We start from the raw sequence: 21,158 nt of genomic DNA, 5'->3' as shown, positions 1-21,158 counted from the left end.
GCAAATTGGAAAAAATATGACCGTACATTCAAACTTGAGCGAGAATGATACCATCGCCAGCATGATGCAGGATCTGGGGCGCCGCGCAAAAAATGCTGCCAAATCCCTCGCAATGGCGTCAACGGATGCCAAGAATTCTGCGCTCCGCAAAGCAGCAACAGCAATGCGCGATCGATCCGCGGAAATACTAGCTGCCAATTCAACTGACATGACGGCTGCCAGGGAAAAAGGCATTTCTGCGGCCATGCTGGACCGGCTGGAACTGACCGAAGACCGGATTGGCGCCATGGCGTCAGGTTTGGATGCGATTGCGGATCTACCTGACCCGGTCGGCGATATCATGGCCGAGTGGGATCGGCCTAACGGCCTTGCAATATCACGAGTTCGGGTTCCTCTCGGTGTAATTGGTATAATTTATGAATCCCGCCCCAACGTAACAGCGGACGCGGGCAGCCTCTGCCTGAAAGCTGGAAATGCCTGTATATTACGCGGTGGCTCTGAAAGTTATCATTCCAGCCGGGCCATCTGGTCCTGTTTGCAAGAAGGTCTGGTCGGCGCGGGTCTGCCCGCCGATGCCATTCAAATGATTCCGACCACGGACCGGGCCGCAGTCGGTGAACTACTAACGCTGTCGGAATATGTTGATGTAATCGTTCCCCGCGGTAGCTATAAGCTGATCGAACGGGTGCAGACTGAAAGCCGGATCCCTGTTTTCTCCCATCTGGATGGGCTTGTTCATATATATATTGATGAATATTCTGACGCTGCCAAGGCATTGGACATTGTCCTTAATTCCAAAATGCGCCGCGTCAGTGTCTGTGGTGCGCTTGAAACATTGTTGGTGCATAAATCCGTCGCCGCAAATCAGCTGCCGGCTATTCTTGATACACTGTTCAATGCAGGCTGCGAAATTCGCGGTGACGATCACGTCATGGCAATGGATAAACGTGTCATCAGTGCAACTGAAGCAGATTGGCAAACAGAGTATCTGGAACCAATCCTGTCTATTAAGACAGTTGAAAATATACAGGCTGCTTTGGACCATATTGAGCATTATGGATCCCACCATACGGATTGTATCATCACCGAGAATGCAGCCGCGGCAAAAACTTTCATGGACGTTGTTGATAGTGCGATATTACTGCAGAATGCCTCGACGCAATTTGCGGATGGCGGCGAATTTGGCATGGGCGCTGAAATCGGTATCTCAACGGGCAAAATGCATGCACGTGGCCCAGTGGGCGTCGAGCAGCTCACCAGCTTCAAATATATTGTTAAAGGGACTGGCCAGATCCGGCCCTGATAGCTCATATGCGGCCACGAAAAATTGGAATTCTGGGTGGCTCCTTCAACCCAGCCCATCAGGGACATCGGGATATCAGCCTGACCGCCTTGCGGCTTCTTGCGCTGGATGAGGTCTGGTGGTTGGTTTCTCCGCAAAATCCACTGAAAACCAGCGATGGCATGGGTGATTTTCGGGACAGGATGGCAGGCGCAAAGAAAATTGCGAAACACCCGAATATCAAAGTATCAGACTTTGAGACCAGAATTAACGAGCCGCGCACGGCAAAAATGTTACCAAAATTGATAGAATCGTACCCCGATTGCCAATTTGTCTGGCTTATGGGCGCGGACAACCTTGTGCAGTTCCCCAAATGGTACCGATGGGAGAACATTATGGACACAGTTCCCATCGCTGTTTTCAACCGACCTGGCTATACATATCAGGCACTAAATGGTCCAATCGCCCAAAAATTCCGCGAGTATCGTCTTTTTCCAGCAGCAGAGGGTAAACCGATACCCCATTTCGCTTCCTCTCCCCCTCCCTGCTGGGTTTTTGTATCGCAAACGGCACACAAAATAAGCAGTACACATATAAGAAATTTCCGTGACAGAGCAGGTAATACTTGCTCTTGAACCAAAAAATACCCAAATTAACAATGTAGGCATGTTTCATGATCACATTTATGGAGAATAATTGACCCCTATTATGAATGCTAACAAAGCTGTAGTTGCTAAACTCCGCGACCTCGTTGAAGACACACTCAATGATGACAAAGCGGAAGAACTTGTTTCTATCGATCTCTCCGGTAAAACCTCCTTCGCAGATTATATGATTATCGCCAATGGCCGCTCCTCCCGTCAGGTGGGCGCGATGGCGGACCATTTACGCACGCGTATCAAAGAAGAAGGTTTCGGTTCGGTGCGGATAGAGGGCAAAACCAACGGAGACTGGATTCTGGTCGACGCCGGTGATGTCATCATCCACCTGTTCCGTCCGGAAGTGCGGGATTTCTACAACCTGGAGAAAATCTGGTCTCCGGATTTCCCCATGGAAATGACGAACTAGTCATCAGCTTCGAATAAGCGGTAACGTTCAGGAGGGCTTTATGCGCCTTACCATTGCCAGTGTCGGCAGGTTTCGGGGCGGTCCCTTGCCCGCATTATATAGTGAGTATGCCAGTCGATTGCCCTGGCCCGTTGAGCTGAAGGAAGTTGAAGAAAAACGCCCCTTGAAAGGCGCTCAACGGAAAGTTAGAGAGGCCGAACTGCTGATGAAGGCAGTTCCCGATAATGCCCGCTTGGTCGTCCTACATGAAACGGGGAAAGCGTTCACAAGCGTTGAATTTGCACAACTACTGGAGCAATATGCCGACACGGGAGCGCAGAATGTAGCGTTTTTGATTGGTGGAGCTGAGGGTCATGATCCTTCAACCCTGAAAGCTGCTGATCGCCTCCTTTCTCTGGGCCCGATGACCTGGCCACATTTGATGGTACGCGGCCTTCTGGCCGAGCAGCTCTACCGGGCGTCGTCAATTCTCGCAAATCATCCCTATCATCGGGCATGAAACTAATAGAATCTTAAACCTAACAGTACTATAAAGACATCATGACAAACGACGTAAAAACACAGCCAAATGGGCCTGTCCTGCTTTGTATTCTGGACGGGTGGGGCCATAGTGACAAAGTGATCGATAATGCCATCGCGCAGGGTCAGACGCCCAATTGGGATCACATGCTGGAAACACGGCCAAAAAGCCTGCTGGGAACTTCTGGATTGGATGTTGGATTACCCGACGGTCAAATGGGGAATTCAGAAGTCGGTCACATGACCATCGGCAGTGGGCGCGTTGTGCTTCAGGACCTGCCAAGGATCAATGAGGAAATAGAGACCGGCACGCTTGCCGCAAATCCGGAACTTCTTGACCTTATTGTGAAACTCCGAGCAACAGGTGGCATTTGCCATCTGGCCGGCCTGCTGTCACCTGGTGGAGTTCATTCTCACCAGGATCATATGGCGGCTGTCGCGCAGATACTTGATAATGCAGATATTCCAGTGCGAATTCATGGATTTATGGACGGTCGGGATACCCCACCAACGAGCGGTGCGGATTTCGTAGCACAAATCACCTCTGACATTTCCGGATTAAAAAATACATCCATAGCCACCCTATGCGGTCGATATTTTGCCATGGATCGGGATACAAACTGGGATCGGATCCAGATAGCCTACGAAGCTCTGTTTTCCGGCAAGGGCACGTCCTTCAGCGACCCCGTCACCGCAGTTCGAGCGGCTTATGATAAAGAAGAAACCGACGAATTCATTAAACCGTTGGTCCAGAAAGATTTTACTGGCATTCAGGATGGCGATGGAATCATTTGTGCGAATTTCCGTGCAGATAGAGCACGCGAACTGCTCAGCGCGATAGTAGAACCGGATTTTGACGGATTTGACCGCGGACACCGCCCCCAGCTCGCATCCATAAAGGGGATGGTCGAGTATTCGGCGGCCCTTGCTGGTTTCATTCCCGCCCTCTTCCCGCCCGTGCAGGTAAACAACACATTGGGAGAGATAGTGTCGCGAGCTGGCCGCACGCAACTTCGTATCGCCGAAACAGAAAAATATGCCCATGTGACGTTTTTCCTGAACGGCGGGGAAGAGCGCGTGTATTCCGGTGAGGAACGCATTCTCGTACCAAGCCCGAAAGTTGCAACATATGATCTGAAACCTGAAATGTCGGCACCGGAAGTGGAGGACAAACTTATTGCTGCAATACAATCGGGGTCCTTCGATCTCATCGTCGTAAATTTTGCTAACCCAGATATGGTTGGCCATACAGGTGTCATGCCGGCGGCCATTAAGGCAGTTGAAACTATTGATGGCTGCATCGGCCGCTTGAGGGATGCCGTGGCCGATGCTTCGGGCACAATGCTGATCACGGCGGATCATGGAAATATTGAATTGATGCGTGATCCGGAAACGGAAAAGCCTCATACGGCCCATACAACAAATCTTGTTCCGTTTGTACTTGCCGCAGGAAGCGGTATCACTCAGCTTAATAATGGAACGCTGGCCGATATCGCGCCGACACTCCTACATTTTTTAAATATTACAGCACCTGCCGAAATGACGGGACATAATCTTGCTATCGGTGCGGAAGGAAATGACTATAAACGTGCTGCGTCCTAGTTTCAGCTGTTTTACACGTAACGGCTTGTTTTCTGCCGTTTCATTGTATTTATGCCTTATGTGCCTGCTACTGGCGCCAACCATCAGTATAGCCAACACGACCCAAGATGATTTGAAAGCGTTACAAAAAGCTCTCGCATCATCTTCCAATCGAAACGAGACCTTTACCCGCCAATTGAATAACCTGGATGCCGAAATTATTGGCTTGAAAGCAAAGTTGGTTACCGCCGCGAAGACGCTCACATCCCTTGATCAGAACCTGGTAGATGTGGAACAGCGACTAGCGGACATCAAACAGGTCGAAGATGATACACTTGACGATTTATCAAAGCGAAATGAAGAATTGGCCGCAACTCTATCAGCCCTGGTCAATTTAAGTCGGCAGCCTGAAGGGACAATAATTGGAAACCCGACCGGCCTGATTGATAGCCTGCGTACTTCCGCACTCCTTCGCAATATTATTCCAACTCTCAAAGACGATGCAGATCAGCTTGCGCAGCAACTGAAAGCGTTGGAGAACCTCCGTGCAGATTATTCTCGAGAGAAAGCCGAGTTTGAAAATCTAAGGAAAATCAGACTAATTGAGCAAAAATCCCTCGACCAATTGATCGCGGCAAAGAAATCAGCGCAAAGCAAACTTGCGGGTGTTCGTAACAAGGAACAGAAACGCCTGAACGAACTGACGGCGAATGTCCGTAGCACAACGGCGTTAATGGAAAAATTGGCGCAGGATCGGCGAAAAGCCAAGGCTGCGGAAGAAAAACGACTGCAGCAGGAAATCTCCCGCAAAGAAGCAGAGCTGAAAAAGCAAAGAGAAAAAGCAGATGCATTGGCGAAAGCCGAAAAACAGCAGACCCCGGAAGCGGCCGTTGCTGCTTCAGAACCTGTTGAAAAGAAACAAGTAATCAAGGAAAAGCCTGTTCAGGTGGCGCGAGCGGGAATTGGTAAGCGGTTTCGCGAAGCGAAAGGCACACTTCCTTTACCTGTTGGCGGTAGGATAGTTTCAAACTACAATGAATCCAAGAAAGCAGGACAGCAAAAAGGGATCGTAATTGAGAGCAGACCGGAGGCCGCCGTTATTTCTCCATTTGATGGACAGATTGCCTTCGCAGGGCCTTTTCGACATTACGGCCTGTTACTGATCATTGATCATGGAGATGGATTTCATACGCTGTTGGCGGGATTAGGATCTATTGAAGGCGCTGTCGGACAACTTCTTCTTGCAGGAGAGCCGGTAGGGCAAATGAAAAAAAGTAGTAAAGAGAAACCAAAACTCTATATGGAACTTAGGAGTAAAGGTTCGCCTATCAATCCAGGGCCCTGGTTAATGGCGAACAATAGAAAGGTAAGCGGATAATGAGACATGTTGTAACGGGTGTATTGGCAGTATCAGTTGTCATATTGTCAATTGCCATCATTGCGACGCCGGATAAGCGCGTAGAGGCCAGTTCAGAAACATATCAGCAACTGAACCTGTTTGGTGACGTGTTTGCTAAAATCCGCGAAGACTATGTAGAGGAAGTCGATGACGCAGAGCTTATTGAAGCAGCCATTAACGGCATGCTTAGTTCTCTGGATCCGCATTCAAGCTACCTGAATCCGAAAAATTATGACGGCATGAAAGTTCAGACCCGCGGTAAATTTGGCGGTTTGGGCATCGAAGTCACTATGGAAAATGGCCTGGTAAAAGTCGTCTCCCCCATTGACGACACACCCGCATCAAAAGCGGGGATCAAGGCGGGCGACTATATTACGCATTTGGACGGTGAAGCTGTTATGGGCCTGACGCTTTCCGAAGCTGTTGAAAGGATGCGCGGATTGGTCGATACGGATCTTGCGCTGACCGTTCGCCGGGAAGGCGAAAAAGAACCACTCGAAATTGTAATCACACGAGCCATCATTACAGTACAATCAGTTCGCGGACGTGTGGAGGATGAAGATATTCTGTATGTCCGTGTCTCGAGCTTTACCGAGCAAACGGACAAAGGCCTGCGCAAAGCTGTGCAAAAACTAAAAGACGAAGCTGGTGGGGACTTTAAGGGAATAGTCTTGGATTTGAGAAATAACCCAGGTGGGTTGCTAGATCAGGCTATTGCCGTCTCCGATGCTTTTCTTGAAAAAGGTGAAATTGTCTCCACAAGGGGTCGCGATGCAAATGACGCCCAGCGCTATAATGCAAAATCTGACGATATTGCCGAAGGAAAACCGGTCATTGTTTTGATTAATGGTGGCTCGGCGAGCGCATCGGAAATCGTTGCGGGCGCATTGCAAGATCACGGCCGTGCGGTAATTCTTGGTACTAAAAGCTTTGGTAAAGGGTCCGTTCAAACAATTGTTCCCTTGCAAGGTAAGGGGGCAATGCGGATGACAACGGCCCGGTACTATACACCCTCCGGGACCTCTATCCAGGCCAAAGGAATTACACCGGATATTGAGGTTGAACAAGCTAAGCTGGAAGTTCTGAAGCAAAATGGGCGCCGGGCAGAAGCCGATCTTCGGAACCACCTTGAAAATGGCAATGAAGGTGACGCCAAAACCGATCCAGCCGCCAACGCAAATGACGCACCAGCTGAAAATCTGGATTACCAGTTATTGCGGGCGAAGGATTTGTTAAAAGGCGTCTGGCTATTTGCTACAAAAGATGCCAAAAAAGGATAATCTGCCTATCGGCCTGAAATTTGTCATGCACAATGCGATCGGGCCAACGTCTGGTTAAAAAGGCTCGATTGTCGTGCGAAATGTAAAAGAACACCGCTTATCAAAACCGGCCCCCCGCAACAGGGTGTCGGTTTTGTTCGTTTTTTCCATAGCTCTAATGCTTGCCGTCATTGGCGGAAGCGCCTGGGTCTATCTAAATCATGAGGGCGAATTTTCGCCAAAAACGATCTCTGCGCTAGCGGCAATTGGCACTCCCCTAGTCCTTCCTGACCAGGTTATTCCCGCCGCCGAAAAGACAGCATCCGCCAATCAGAAAGAAATGCAGAGTGCAGAAGATGAGACTGATGGCACCGCTCAAAAGCCACTGGCCTCGGTAGCAACGGCAAAAGTTACGCCCACACCCGCTACTGACCCGCTTGAGAAAGTTGTAGATCCGGGGGTTTTGGCGGCCCAACCACCTGAAGTCACTCCCGCTGATACAGCCGAGGTAGCGGCAGCAAAACCCGCGCAGAAGGACACTGAATTAGTTGCCATTCTCGATCCATTACCCCTGGAAATACCGAAAACCGTCGAGCGCAACCCAGCAATAGCGGACGGGCGGGGAGTCACAGAAACCGTTGTCGAGCACCCCGAAACAATCAGCAAGAATGAAGCTGCTATCCCGGCAGAGGAAATGCGGGAAATATTAAATGTCGAGCCCGCCGCCGGCACGCCTGTCGTTTCCGAGACCGGTACCAATAATGAGCTGCCAGCTGTACCGGCGGCAGAGGAATTGGTTTCTGTGGCAATAGATGAGGTCGTTACAGCCGTAGAAACCACTGACCCAGCAATAATTACTCCAACTGAGGCAGGCCCGGATATTGTTGTTGCCGATATTGCTCCGACAGATGCTGTTATGCTGGATACACCGGAAAACACAGTTGCTCCAGAGTATTCTTCCGACCTCGAAAACACCGAAGAAATCGTGGAAGCTTCACCTGACAATGAGGCGAAACAGCTGGTTCCAGAAATAGAAGGAATTAAGGCGGAAACTCCCGAATGGCTTGAAGAGGCACCAACTCTTCCCATTGAGGGTACTGTTGAGCTGGCCCTGGTCCTGCCCCCTTCGCAGCCGTCCTATACAGTTATGGCGCCACCTGTCGTCGATGAAGTGAAACCAGCTGATCTCGAGCCAGAAGCTGTTTCTCCTCCTGTCGAACCCGTGGTTCTGACGCTACCAATTACAGGCAAACCGCTCTGGCAGGCTAATGCGGAACCGTTCGAGGATTCAAAAAACCGACCGCGGATCGCGATTATAATCAGCGAGATGGGCATCAGCAAAGCTGGTACGACAGCCGCAATTGATCAACTTCCCGCCGCAGTTACCCTGGCCTTCAATCCTTATGGCCAACGATTGCAGAGTTGGATCGATAAATCGCGAGCGAAGGGTCATGAGGTCCTGTTGCAGCTACCGATGGAACCTGTGGGCTATCCGAAAACCGACCCTGGCCCTCGCGCTTTGCTGACGAGCCTGACACCTGCTGAAAATTCGGAACGGCTCAATTGGAGCCTCAACCGATTTTCCGGCTATGCTGGTCTGACAAATCAAATGGGTTCAAAATTCACGGCTTCCCGGGAGCATATGGAACCTGTCCTAGCCGTCCTCAAAGAGAAAGATCTTCTCTATGTTGACAGTCGCACCGCCAGCAATAGTGTCGCGGCGAAAATCGCCAAAGAGCTTTCCATTCCCGTCGCGCTGAACAATCGATTTCTAGACCATCGGGCGGATTCTGAAACACTTGATGCGCGCCTAGCCGAGCTCGAAAATATCGCGCTGAAATCTGGTTCTGCCATCGGCATTGGATACCCCTATCCAGCCACTTTGGAACGCTTGGCAGCCTGGACAGCATCTCTGGAAAATAAGGGGATTGTATTGGCACCGGTTTCTGCGCTTGTAAATAGACAGGATATTAAATGACAACCGCCAACACCGCCTCTCAACTCCCGTATCGGCCCTGTGCTGGCATGATGGTGATTAACAAGCACAACCATGTTTTTGTTGGGCGACGGATTGATATGGTATCGCAATATTGGCAGATGCCTCAAGGCGGTATCGACCCGGGGGAACAGCCGCTTGATGCAGCGCTGCGGGAACTTATGGAAGAAATTGGTACTCAACAAGTTGAACTTCTACACAGCTTACAGGAGTGGATCGAATATGACCTTCCTGAAGACCTAGTCGGTAAAGTCTGGAAAGGAAAATACAGAGGTCAAAAACAAAAATGGTTTCTTTTTCGGTTTCTCGGAGAGAATTCGGACATCAATATTGCGACAAAACATGCTGAATTCGCTGAATGGAAATGGTCACCCCCGGAAAACCTTGTTTCCGAGATTGTCCCTTTCAAGCGTGACATTTATGAAACCATTGTCACCAAATTTTCACCGTTTTTCTAGAAACAGACAAAATAATTCATATCGCACAATACAACAATTTGTTAAATCCAGTAGTTTTGCGACAAATGCCCCCAATATCTTGTATAGCAAAATAGTAATGGCGGATTTAGACTTAACTTGTTGTCTTTCCTTTTAAGTTGAGCCTATAATCTTAACCAATTGTTAACGGTAACTAAATTTTATAGTTAATAAATATGGTTAACAATTTGACTATTGGGGACCACTTGGTTGGTTTTTCGTTATTTTGAAAAAATATTCGAAATCTTCTGAGCGGTAAATGAGATGTGCTATTTTTAGTGTATTAATTTGATTACTGTAATCGTTTAGTGAGCGTGACATGAAACATTACGAAGAGCTTACAGGTGGGGAAGGTAGACGTATTTTCTACCGAGCCGAGCGCTTTGATGCAAAAACTCTTATGAGCAGCATCTCACCTGTAGTAGACGTCCAAGATAAATCATTCGATTTGCTAGATGTTAGTATGAGTGGCATCAGTTTTGTAAGCCCACAAAGTACGTCTTGGCTAGATGAATTGAATAAAGACGTTCCTCTTAGCTTGAAGTTGGATTCCACCGAAATATTTGCGGGCCGTGGTACGATCCGACGCATTGAGCCGTTGAAAAGCCAGCAGATCGTAGCACTGGAATTCACGAAGGGTTATCTTGATATCAAGAAAATCCTGAGGCGTCACGACGAAATCTCTCTTCAAAAATCCATCCAAGCCGGTATGCAGGATACGACAGAGCTCGTTCCTGGCGAATATAAACAGCTCATTAGCGACGCCATCTTTTTACTAAGATCCGCTCGGACAACACTCGAAGAAATAGAAGCAGAACTGTCCCCCGATATGCCGCGTCGCGATGAACGAATTCGCGATACCGTAATTGATTGCGAGAAAATAGCGTTTGCGCGTTGGAAAGAATTTTATAAACAAGGCAATAAAATCGTGTGCGAGATCCGCCATGACCCAAAAATTGTCAATGCAGTCAAACGATATACCGAAGCAACCTTGATGCCTGAGCTAATGGCTGGGAAACTCTGGAATCGCTCCTACACCAAGCCACTGGGCTATCCTGGTGATTTTCAGGTTATGAACTATTTCTACAATATTTCGCTTCTCGGCGAGACTGCATATGAGAAATTCTGTCATAAACTCGGCTACTCGTCCGGAGAGGTTATTTCATTTCGGATGACGATGGTACGTCAAGCCATTGCCAGATTGACCGCTCTTGCGGCGGAAAGAGGCAAAAGTTCCTTTGATGTTGCAAGTCTCGGCTGTGGCCCAGCTCAGGAAGTGAGAAACTTTTTAAAAGCCGACGTCCTACCGCTCCCTGTGAGTTTTACGCTGATTGATCAGGATCACGAAGCACTGACATATGCCTACGAAAATTCATTCCCAGAAGTCGCTCGACTGAATGGACAGGCGAAAGTTAATTGTCTGCATACGTCGTTCGTGCAATTCCTTTCTGCAGGAAAACTTGTTGGAAAGCTGGGGTTACAAGATCTGGTGTATTCCGTAGGGCTGGTAGATTATCTTTCTGCACGACAGGCCAACCGGTTTGTCACCGGTCTATATGGAAAACTCAAGCCAGGCGGCACCATAATTGTCGGCAATATGCGACATTCAGAAGACAGTCTTGAATGGCTGTTGGATTATGTAACAGATTGGAAATTGGAATATCGCACCGAAGACGAAATGCTTGCGATGGCAGATAAAATAGAGCCTGAAGCAAAACGCGAAGTCCTCGCAGATGTTACTGGACATTGCCATCTTCTACTGGTCACTAAGCCTGAGTAGCGAAGAATACTAAAGGCTTATCCACGCGCCTGTAATTGTGGGTCTTGGAGACTGGGAGCAATCACACGTTCCTTGGGGAACTTGACAATTGCTGTTGTACCTTCACCAAGGCTGCTGGCCAAAGTAATAGACCCGCTATGAAGCTCCATAATATTTTTTGACAGTGGAAGCCCCAACCCGGTTCCTTCATAGTTGCGTGCCATGGCGCTTTCAATTTGAACAAACGGAGCAAATACTTTATCCAGATCCTTCGGATCAATGCCAATTCCGGTGTCTTGGATATAAATCCAAAGACCGCCATCCTCCTCATTCTCAAAACTGATCGTTACGGACCCGCCCTTATGTGTAAATTTTACAGCATTGGAGAACAGGTTCAGAAATACCTGTGCAAGAAGCCGCGGATCGCCTGTCAGCATGTTGTCATGCGGCGGCACATCAAAAGCCAAACGCACACCACGCTCAGCCGCATGATCTCTGACAATGCGAAGAGTGGAATTTACGATTTCAACAATTGACACCGGATTTTCTTGTAAAACCAACTTACCTGCTTCAGCTTTCGACAAATCCAATATGTCATTGATGATACTGAGAAGATGCTGCCCGCTTACATTGATGTCTTTTGAATATTCCTTATATTGATCTTTTCCAAGTGGCCCGAACATTTCCTTTTCAAGAATTTCTGAGAACCCAATAATGGCATTTAGTGGTGTCCGGAGTTCGTGAGACATAATTGCCAAAAACTCAGATTTTGCGTGGTTTGCCGCTTGCGCCTTGTCTGCGAGCTCGACAGAACGAGATCTTTCAGCTTCCAAAAGCCGCATGTTGACGAAATCCCTGCGGCGAGCAAACTCCTGAATGTAACTTGCAAACATACTCAACAGGGCAGAGCAAACGAAGAAAAACTCTGTCTGTATCAGAACTTCACCCCGTAACGGATTATAGTAAATTACGATAAACTGGTAAGCGATCATGAAAATAACGATATTCATAGTCGCCCAGAGAAACCGAACCGGCGGAATACAGCAACAATAGATCATGACGAAGACAATACCAGCATAGTAACTAGATACGCCAACAGGGTCCGCCAAAGCGATCAGCAAGAGAATAATGGCTCCACATGTAAACATGCAGAATGCAAAAATTGCCTGCGCATATCGACTGGCGACAGAGCTAAATGTCAGAAGAATGGAAATGAGCAGGATCGGCGCAGCAATGCCGAACCGTAAAAACATTGCTTCTGCAAAGACTTCAGGAACAGAGTAATAATCTAGAATTGCGAAAGCCATATAGAGGGGAAGCGCGGCACCCAACGCAAGCCGCATGACGGGGAGAGATTTCTTCAACTCTGCCCTGTTATGCCGCCTCTCTTCATCACTGTCCGTAAACCGTAACGAGAAAAGGTTGATTGTAAAATCACCGAAACCAAAATGTTCGGAGATCCGCTTGGAGATTGTCATCCCGTCTTTACTCACATACTCGCTAGAGAAAATTATCCCAAAATTCTTTCGAAACTAGCGGACAGAGTAACTATTATAGGTAAATAAACCCTTAATTTGACAGACTGTTACCTCGTACTATTCATGTATTAACAATGATTCATGTGGATATTAGACCATATTTCTTCATGGCAGCGCGATAGGGCCGGATAGTTCGAAAAAAAAAGAGGCTTAAAAAAGCCTCTAATTAATCGACATTTTAAAAGAACTTATCCGATTGCATCAAGCAGTTGCTGCAAATGGTCCTTATTCTCCGCTGCTCGGCGGCGAACTTCGTCGTCTTTCGCGTCTTCCTCATCTTCCGTCGCATTCTGAATCCGTTGCTCAAGATCCGCGCGATTAAGATCAGCAATATAAATTGCTTCTTCTGCCAGTACGGTCAGCTTATCATTTGACACTTCGACAAAGCCGCCATTTACAAAAATGCGGTCTTTCTCGACATCATTCTCATAAATGCTGATGACCCCCGGACGCAATGAGGACGTCACCGGAGAATGCCCGGCAAGAACTGCAAAGTCCCCCTCGGCACCAGGGACAACAACCATCTCGAAATCAGCAGACAGCAGTAACTTTTCCGGTGACACTAGGTCCATGGTAATCATATCGACCATTCATCGCACTCCTTCAGCCAGCAGCGCTTAAGCAGCTTCTGCGGCCAGATTTTTCGCTTTTTCAATGACTTCCTCGATACCACCACACATGTAGAAGGCGGCCTCTGGAAGTTCATCATACTCGCCTGCACAGATTTTTTCGAAAGCGTCGATTGTGTCTTCCAGCTTAACGAACTTACCTGGAGATCCTGTAAAGACTTCCGCTACATGGAACGGTTGGCTGAGGAAACGCTGAATCTTACGCGCCCGCGCCACAATCAGCTTATCTTCCTCTGACAGTTCGTCCATGCCCAAGATAGCAATAATATCCTGCAGGGATTTGTAAGTCTGCAACGTTTCCTGAACCTGGCGCGCGATACCATAATGACGATCACCAACAACAGCCGGATCCAGCATACGAGAGGTGGAATCCAGTGGATCAACCGCAGGATAAATACCCAGCTCGGCGATCTGACGTGAAAGAACGGTCGTTGCATCCAAATGAGCAAACGATGTCGCAGGCGCAGGGTCCGTCAGGTCATCGGCAGGAACGTAAATAGCCTGAACCGAAGTAATAGACCCTTTATTGGTCGATGTAATGCGCTCCTGCAAGGCACCCATATCAGTGGCCAATGTAGGCTGATAGCCCACGGCAGAAGGAATACGACCCAATAGTGCAGATACTTCTGATCCGGCCTGAGTAAAGCGGAAAATGTTATCGATAAAGAACAACACGTCCTGGCCTTCAACGTCACGGAAATATTCAGCTTGCGTCAAACCAGACAACGCCACCCGCATACGTGCTCCAGGAGGTTCGTTCATCTGACCATAGACCAAGGCCACTTTAGACTTATCGCCTTCCAGATCGATAATACCGCCTTCGATCATCTCATAGTAAAGGTCATTTCCTTCACGTGTCCGCTCACCGACACCGGCAAACACCGAATATCCACCATGGCCCATTGCCACGTTGTTAATCAGTTCCATGATCAAAACGGTTTTACCAACACCGGCACCGCCGAACAGGCCAATTTTACCGCCCTTAGCGTATGGTGCGAGAAGATCGACAACCTTAATGCCGGTTACGAGGATTTCCGCCTCGGTAGATTGATCCGCAAAGTCCGGGGCATCCGCATGGATAGGTGAATAGCTTTCAACTTCAATCGGCCCACGTTCATCAACGGGCTCACCAACAACGTTCATGATCCGGCCAAGCGTTTTTGGTCCAACCGGCATGCTAATGGCATCGCCTGTATCGGTTACATCCTGGCCACGAACCAGACCTTCTGTAGCGTCCATAGCAATGGTACGCACGGTATTCTCGCCCAAATGCTGTGCAACTTCCAGAACCAGCCGGTTTCCATGGTTATCACAATGCAGAGCGTTCAAGATATTTGGCAGCTCGCCATTAAATTGTACGTCCACCACGGCACCGAGTACCTGTGTTATTTTGCCGACACTATTCGCCATTTTCATGCTCCCTACAGGGTCACTTCTGTTCTTAAAAATCGATGTGAAAGACTAAACTGCTTCCGCACCGGAGATAATTTCAATTAGTTCACTCGTGATCGCCGCCTGACGCTCACGGTTATATTGCAAGGTCAATCGATCGATCATGTCCCCTGCGTTTCTCGTTGCATTTTCCATTGCCGACATTCTCGCGCCTTGTTCAGATGCAGAATTTTCAAGCAAAGCCCGGAAAACCTGAACCGACAAATTCCGCGGAAGCAAATCAGCTAGAATTTCTGCCTCGTCCGGCTCATATTCATAAACAATGTCATTGGATTCATCATTTGATGCTTCCGGCACAGACGCTGGAATGATTTGCTGTTCGGTAACATCCTGGGTCAATACCGATACAAATTTTGCGTAGAATACGGTACAGACATCGAACTCGCCGCCATCAAACATAGCAAGAAGGTTCTGAGCAATTGGCTGCGCATCCGCAAATCCAATTCTTTTCGAACCTGACAGGTCCACCAGATCAATTATCATATGACCGTACTTGCGCTTTAACGCATCCCGGCCTTTTTTCCCAACACACAGGAGTTTAACATCCTTGCCCTGTGACATCAGACTCTCAGCCTTTAGGGCCGCCGCCTTGGAGATGGAGCTGTTAAATCCACCGCATAGGCCACGCTCGCCCGTCGCAACAACAATCAAATGCCGCTGGTCTGAGCCAGTACCCGAAAGCAGCTTCGGCGCGTCATCTCTGCCGACCATGCCAGTCGCCAGAGCCGCCATCATGCCATCCATCCGCTCTGCGTAAGGACGCGCGGCATTCGCCGCCTCTTCTGCATGACGCAATTTTGCCGCCGCCACCATTTTCATGGCCTTGGTGATCTTCTGCGTCGAAGTGACACTTGTGATCCGATTTTTGAGTTCTTTAAGGTTGGCCATATTTAGGCTGCCCCTTCCCTACGCTCAGGCTTTACGCAAATGTCGTTGAAAAGCTTTCAAGAATGTCTTTAAGCTTCGTTTCAGATTCTGAAGATAATGCTTCTTCGCTCAGGATTGTATCCAGAAGATCCTGATGCTTCGCATGCATTTCTGACAGAAGTTGTTTTTCGAAATCTCCGATTTGCGACACTTCGATACGATCAAGATAGCCTCGTACACCGGAGAAGATAACAATAACCTGCTCGTCCATCGTCAACGGGCTATACTGCGGCTGCTTCAACAGCTCAGTTAGCCGGGCACCGCGGGCAAGCAACTGCTGCGTTGCCGCATCAAGATCTGAACCGAACTGAGCAAAGGCCGCCATTTCACGATACTGCGCCAATTCCAGCTTAATACTACCCGCAACCTGTTTCATGGCTTTCGTCTGCGCGGAGGAACCCACACGAGACACGGAAAGACCAACGTTAATCGCGGGACGGATACCTTGGTAGAATAATTCTGTTTCAAGGAAGATCTGGCCATCCGTAATCGAAATCACGTTTGTCGGGATATAAGCGGACACGTCACCTGCCTGGGTTTCAATAACCGGCAGTGCTGTCATTGAACCGGAGCCATTATCTTCGTTCAACTTAGCTGAACGTTCCAAAAGACGTGAATGAAGGTAGAAAACATCACCAGGATACGCTTCGCGTCCAGGTGGGCGACGAAGCAATAGGGACATCTGGCGATAGGCCACCGCCTGCTTTGAAAGATCATCATAAATAATCAGGGAATGCATGCCGTTGTCACGGAAGAATTCAGCCATCGCGCAACCGGTAAAGGGGGCAAGATACTGAAGCGGTGCAGGATCTGACGCCGTCGCAGCAACAACGATGGAATATTCCATGGCGCCGTTTTCTTCGAGAGTTTTCACCACCTGCGCAACCGTTGACCGCTTCTGCCCGATCACGACATAAACGCAATATAGCTTTTTGCTTTCATCGTCACCGGCATTTACGGATTTTTGATTGAGGATAGCGTCCACAGCAACAGCTGTTTTACCGGTCTGGCGGTCGCCAATAATCAACTCACGTTGTCCGCGCCCAACAGGCACAAGGCTGTCAATGGCTTTCAGACCTGTCATCATCGGTTCATGAACCGACTTACGAGGCATAATACCAGGAGCCTTTACATCCACCCGACGAGATTCAGCATCGACAATCGGTCCCTTGCCATCGATCGGGTTACCCAACCCATCAACGACACGACCAAGAAGTCCCTTGCCGACACTTGTTTCGACAATGGCGCCGGTACGTTTAACCGTATCGCCTTCGCGGATGTCTCGGTCGGAACCAAAGATAACAACACCGACATTGTCAGTTTCCAGGTTCAGGGCAAGACCCTTAATTCCTCCTGGAAATTCGACCATTTCACCGGCCTGAATATTGTCAAGACCATATACGCGGGCAACACCGTCACCAACGGAAAGCACTTGGCCAACTTCTGAGACTTCAGCTTGCGTGTCGAAACCAGCAATCTGTTGTTTAAGAATTTCGGATATTTCTGCGGCGCGGATGTCCATCACCCAACCCCTTTCATCGCAAACTTGAGATTCTGAAGCTTGGTTCGGATCGAGCTATCGACCATACGTGAACCAACTTTTACTATTAAGCCCCCAATCAGGCTATCATCCACATCCGCCTCAAGGCTGACATCGCTTTTGATGGCGGATTTAAGAGCCGATGAAATAGCTTCTAACTGACTATCACTCAGCTTCTTGGCGGAAATTACCTTGGCAACTACCTCACCGCGTTCTGCAGCAAGCAATTTACCAAAATCATCTATCATGTCCGGCAGAGCGAAAAGACGACGGTTCTGGGCGACTGTGCCAACAAAACGACGAACGAGATCACTTACACCCAATTTTTCAAGTACGGCCGCCATGGCCTTTGCCTGATCATCACGGCTGATAAGTGGACTGCGAACGAGACGGACGAGATCATCGCTCTCCGCCATCATCGATTTTATCGTGGTCAAATCTGCCGCCACTGTATCGAACTGCTTCGCTTCAGAAGACAAATCAAACAGGGCTGTCGCATAACGACCCGAAATACCGGAAACTGTTATGTTCTCAGCTGACAAGGAACGATCCCCAAGCCTGAAAAAAAGACGCGAATTGCGCCGGACAAAAACTTTTAATCACCAAACTTTCAGCACCTGAATTTCAAGGTCCCGCTAGCAAGGCACCGGGTTATTAGCACAGGGAAATCCGGGTGGCAATATGCTGCAGACCAGTTTATTCATCAAAAATCGTCTTTAACTCCAGAAAGACTTTAATTTGCGATATTTTACATGAAATTATAGGGGTCAATATCTATTTGAAGCCTGACATTGCTTGGTACTTTCCGGCCCTTCAACCAATTTCCTATCACAGCTTGAATATTCATAGCTTTATCGCATTTGACCAGAAATCTGTATCTATGGCGCCCTCTTATCATGGATAAAGGGGCGGGTGCCGGCCCCAAAATAATAAAATTGTCCGCAATCGGAGCAGAGCGCGCCAATAAACTGGCGAATCCGGCAACTGATTCGGCATCAATACTTGAAAGGACCAAAGCGGCCAGCCGACCGAAAGGCGGCATACGGGCTTCCTGGCGCGCTGAAGTCTCAAATGCAAAGAAGGCTTCTTCATCCTGATGAACAATAGCGTCAATGACCGGATGCTCTGGAATATGAGATTGTAATATCACTTTTCCTTTTTGAGCTTCTCGGCCCGCGCGGCCGGCAACCTGCGAAAGCAATTGATAGGTGCGCTCCGAAGCGCGCAAATCCCCCCCAGCCAGCCCAAGATCCGCATCAATAATACCAACCATTGTCAAATTCGGAAAATGGTACCCTTTCGCAATAATTTGAGTACCGATAAGGAGATCTATTTCACCGCGCTCCATCGCGCCAACAAACTCAGCGGCCGCGCGCGGGCTGGTTACGGTGTCGCTGGCTATCGTTGCAATATTTTTATCGGGAAAAAGCAATTCCGCTTCCTCGGCCAATCGTTCAATACCTGGACCGCAGGCCTTAAAACTTTCTTCTGTTTCACATTCAGGACATTGGCGAGGCGTTTGCGCGGTATAGCCGCAATGATGACATTGCAGCCTCTTTATCAATCGATGCTCGACAAGCCAGGCGCTACAATGAGGGCATTGCAATCGATGCCCGCATGTATCACAAAGGGTCAATGGCGCATATCCCCGACGGTTCAGAAAGAGCATTGCCTGCTGGCCAGCTTCCAGTGTCGCCTCTGTAGCTTTCCTCAATGGCTCTGATATCCAACGTTGCGATCCGGGACTATGTTCTTTTAAATCGACGATGTGGACTTCCGGGAGAGCAGCGCCACCGAAGCGAGAGGGCAGCTTCAAATAAGCGTAGCGATTTGATTGCGCATTGATCAGTGTTTCAAGAGACGGCGTCGCCGAAGCAAGAACTATCGGGAAATTTCCTATTTTCCCGCGAACGACAGCCATATCCCGAGCATTATAGGGAACGCCTTCATCTTGTTTGAAAGAAGCCTCATGCTCCTCATCCACCACGATAACGCCAAGGTCGGGAAAGGGCAGAAATAAAGCGGACCGGGCGCCAACAACAACATCTGCACGCCCCTCAATTACGGCACGCCAGTTTCTCCGGCGTTCGGCTTGGCTTAAGTCCGAATGCCATTCGACCGGTCTCGTCCCAAATCGATCCTCAAACCGGGCCAGCCACTGCGAAGACAGGGCTATTTCCGGAAGGAGCACCAGTGCCTGTCGGTTTTGCTTGAGACAGGTGGCAATCATTTCAAAATAGACTTCTGTTTTCCCCGATCCTGTAACCCCATGAAGAAGAGAAACATCGAACGTATTTTTGTCGACCATTTGTACGAGATGTTTGGCTGCCATTTCCTGATCATCAGACAAAACCGAGCCCGGCTTTTGCCAATCAGGCTTATTAATTGGCTTTTCTGATGGTAATTTGACGCTTTCCAATACAGAAAGAGCTGCCAACCCTTTCACAACCGAACTGCTGACCGCCGCGAGGCTACTGAGGTCTGCCGCCGTCAAAGCTGGACCGTCTGTGGCGATTTCCAGTACCCGCTTGCGAGCAGATGTTAGTTTCTCAGGCTGCTTTCCCGTAAACCGATATCCAATTCGCGGTGGTTTGGGATATAGCGCATCCGGTACGCTCATCGCCATTCGTAAAACCCGGCCTCGCTGTTGCATGGTATATTTTGCAACCCAGTCCACAAATGCTCGGCTATCCTCGGGAAGGATCGGCGCAGGCAGGATATCAAGAATATCCTTCATGCGCGTCTCCGGTAAACTGGAATTCGGTGCCTCTTCCCAAACCACACCGGTAACCTCCCGGCGTCCCAAGGGAACGGTTACGAATTGTCCAAGGATAACTCCCATTTCCTCCGGCGCTCGATAATCGTAGACATCGCCCACGGCGAGAGGCAGGAGAACACGAACACGTCGATGTTTGTTTGTACTGCTCATATCTATGCGATAGACTATTATGACACGAGGAACCAGTCGTTATTCATTAAGGTTGATTGTTCTTTTCAATCAAAAGAATTATAGAGAGTGAACACCCAGTTCCAAGCACCCAGTTTTACAGGATTCGAGATAACAATGAAATTTTTTGTTGATACAGCCGACACAGAAGAAATAAGAGAATTATCAGACACCGGCCTGTTGGACGGCGTAACAACAAATCCGTCATTAGTCGCAAAATCTGGCCGGGATTTCTTTGAGGTCATCAAAGAGATTTGCAGCCTGACAGAGGGCCCTGTGAGCGCTGAAGTCGCTGCAACAGATTACGAAACCATGCTTGAAGAGGGAAAACGGCTAGCAGGTCTGGCGGAAAATGTTGCTGTTAAAGTGCCGCTGACAATGGCCGGGCTCAAAACCTGCTCTCAACTTAGTAAAGCAGGTACGCAGGTAAATGTCACACTTTGCTTTTCTGCCGCCCAAGCGATTTTGGCCGCGAAAGCAGGAGCAGCGTTCATTTCTCCGTTTGTGGGCCGGCTGGATGATATCGGGCAAACTGGCATGGATCTTATTGGTGACATCGTCCAGATCTATGAAAATTACCCAAGCATGGAAACGGAAGTTCTTGTCGCGTCAATTCGCAACCCGACACATATCGTCGATGCAGCTCTCATGGGTGCGGATGTTTGTACTATCCCACCCTCCGTTCTCAAGCAGTTGGTTTCCCACCCATTGACCGACAAGGGATTGTCCGCCTTCCTTGCAGATTGGGAAAAAACCGGCCAAAAGATTTTGGATTAATAGCCAATT

18 protein-coding genes are annotated in these 21,158 nt (G+C 48.8%); 11 read left to right on the top strand and 7 right to left on the bottom strand.

Annotated features, from left to right (window positions below; translation table 11 throughout):
• Window positions 1-16: 16 nt before the first annotated feature.
• The 10 genes from NBZ79_RS01740 to NBZ79_RS01695 all read left to right on the top strand — a co-directional run bounded on the left by NBZ79_RS01740 (window position 17) and on the right by NBZ79_RS01695 (window position 11,360).
• The gene (locus NBZ79_RS01740; RefSeq protein ID WP_251934872.1) at window positions 17-1,303 is read left to right on the top strand and encodes a glutamate-5-semialdehyde dehydrogenase; all 1,287 of its coding nucleotides are present in this window, start codon (window positions 17-19) and stop codon (window positions 1,301-1,303) included.
• Window positions 1,304-1,311: 8 nt separating this feature from the next.
• A complete protein-coding gene (nadD, locus tag NBZ79_RS01735; protein WP_251934871.1) occupies window positions 1,312-1,917 on the top strand; it encodes a nicotinate (nicotinamide) nucleotide adenylyltransferase in 606 nt (201 codons plus the stop codon).
• Window positions 1,918-1,990: 73 nt separating this feature from the next.
• A complete protein-coding gene (gene rsfS / locus NBZ79_RS01730; protein ID WP_251934870.1) occupies window positions 1,991-2,350 on the top strand; it encodes a ribosome silencing factor in 360 nt (119 codons plus the stop codon).
• Window positions 2,351-2,390: 40 nt separating this feature from the next.
• A complete protein-coding gene (gene rlmH / locus NBZ79_RS01725; protein WP_251934869.1) occupies window positions 2,391-2,849 on the top strand; it encodes a 23S rRNA (pseudouridine(1915)-N(3))-methyltransferase RlmH in 459 nt (152 codons plus the stop codon).
• Window positions 2,850-2,890: 41 nt separating this feature from the next.
• Complete coding sequence (gene gpmI / locus NBZ79_RS01720; protein ID WP_251934868.1) at window positions 2,891-4,471, top strand: 2,3-bisphosphoglycerate-independent phosphoglycerate mutase; 1,581 nt, start codon at window positions 2,891-2,893, stop codon at window positions 4,469-4,471.
• The gene (locus tag NBZ79_RS01715; protein WP_251934867.1) at window positions 4,446-5,828 is read left to right on the top strand and encodes a murein hydrolase activator EnvC family protein; all 1,383 of its coding nucleotides are present in this window, start codon (window positions 4,446-4,448) and stop codon (window positions 5,826-5,828) included. Before gpmI ends, NBZ79_RS01715 begins: the two co-directional genes overlap by 26 nt.
• Entirely contained in the window at window positions 5,828-7,129 is a 1,302-nt protein-coding gene (locus tag NBZ79_RS01710; RefSeq protein WP_251934866.1) for a S41 family peptidase, read from the top strand. The genes NBZ79_RS01715 and NBZ79_RS01710 overlap by 1 nt, the downstream gene beginning before the upstream one ends.
• Window positions 7,130-7,262: 133 nt before the next feature.
• Window positions 7,263-9,086: a divergent polysaccharide deacetylase family protein gene (locus tag NBZ79_RS01705; protein ID WP_251934865.1), complete on the top strand. Its 1,824-nt coding sequence runs from the start codon at window positions 7,263-7,265 to the stop codon at window positions 9,084-9,086.
• Complete coding sequence (locus tag NBZ79_RS01700; protein WP_251934864.1) at window positions 9,083-9,562, top strand: RNA pyrophosphohydrolase; 480 nt, start codon at window positions 9,083-9,085, stop codon at window positions 9,560-9,562. Before NBZ79_RS01705 ends, NBZ79_RS01700 begins: the two co-directional genes overlap by 4 nt.
• A 337-nt stretch (window positions 9,563-9,899) precedes the next feature.
• A complete protein-coding gene (locus NBZ79_RS01695; protein ID WP_251934862.1) occupies window positions 9,900-11,360 on the top strand; it encodes a PilZ domain-containing protein in 1,461 nt (486 codons plus the stop codon).
• 17 nt (window positions 11,361-11,377) lie between these two features.
• Here NBZ79_RS01695 and NBZ79_RS01690 read toward each other — a convergent pair whose 3' ends face one another.
• The 7 genes from NBZ79_RS01690 to NBZ79_RS01660 form a co-directional block, all read right to left on the bottom strand.
• Window positions 11,378-12,817, bottom strand: a complete 1,440-nt coding sequence (locus tag NBZ79_RS01690; RefSeq protein WP_251934860.1) for a sensor histidine kinase — start codon at window positions 12,815-12,817, stop codon at window positions 11,378-11,380.
• 248 nt (window positions 12,818-13,065) lie between these two features.
• Window positions 13,066-13,467: a F0F1 ATP synthase subunit epsilon gene (locus NBZ79_RS01685; RefSeq protein ID WP_251934858.1), complete on the bottom strand. Its 402-nt coding sequence runs from the start codon at window positions 13,465-13,467 to the stop codon at window positions 13,066-13,068.
• Window positions 13,468-13,494: 27 nt separating this feature from the next.
• Window positions 13,495-14,916 (bottom strand): F0F1 ATP synthase subunit beta, encoded by a 1,422-nt coding sequence (atpD, locus tag NBZ79_RS01680; protein ID WP_251934856.1) that lies wholly within the window; start codon window positions 14,914-14,916, stop codon window positions 13,495-13,497.
• 51 nt (window positions 14,917-14,967) lie between these two features.
• On the bottom strand, window positions 14,968-15,846 hold the full coding sequence (locus NBZ79_RS01675) for a F0F1 ATP synthase subunit gamma (RefSeq protein WP_251934854.1): 879 nt from the start codon (window positions 15,844-15,846) through the stop codon (window positions 14,968-14,970).
• 31 nt (window positions 15,847-15,877) lie between these two features.
• Entirely contained in the window at window positions 15,878-17,407 is a 1,530-nt protein-coding gene (gene atpA, locus NBZ79_RS01670) for a F0F1 ATP synthase subunit alpha (RefSeq protein WP_251934852.1), read from the bottom strand.
• Window positions 17,407-17,967 carry a F0F1 ATP synthase subunit delta gene (locus NBZ79_RS01665; protein WP_251934850.1) on the bottom strand — a complete coding sequence of 187 codons (561 nt, stop codon included), beginning with the start codon at window positions 17,965-17,967 and terminating at the stop codon, window positions 17,407-17,409. Before NBZ79_RS01665 ends, atpA begins: the two co-directional genes overlap by 1 nt.
• A gap of 206 nt (window positions 17,968-18,173) precedes the next feature.
• A complete protein-coding gene (locus NBZ79_RS01660; protein ID WP_251934848.1) occupies window positions 18,174-20,354 on the bottom strand; it encodes a primosomal protein N' in 2,181 nt (726 codons plus the stop codon).
• 135 nt (window positions 20,355-20,489) lie between these two features.
• Between NBZ79_RS01660 and fsa the strand changes: the two genes are divergently transcribed.
• Window positions 20,490-21,149, top strand: a complete 660-nt coding sequence (fsa, locus tag NBZ79_RS01655; protein WP_251934846.1) for a fructose-6-phosphate aldolase — start codon at window positions 20,490-20,492, stop codon at window positions 21,147-21,149.
• The last annotated feature ends 9 nt before the right edge of the window (window positions 21,150-21,158 follow it).

Source organism: Sneathiella marina (assembly GCF_023746535.1).
Lineage (GTDB): Bacteria > Pseudomonadota > Alphaproteobacteria > Sneathiellales > Sneathiellaceae > Sneathiella > Sneathiella marina.
The sequence above is the reverse complement of the archived record's forward strand: the minus strand, read 5'-3'. Positions and strand labels throughout refer to the sequence as shown.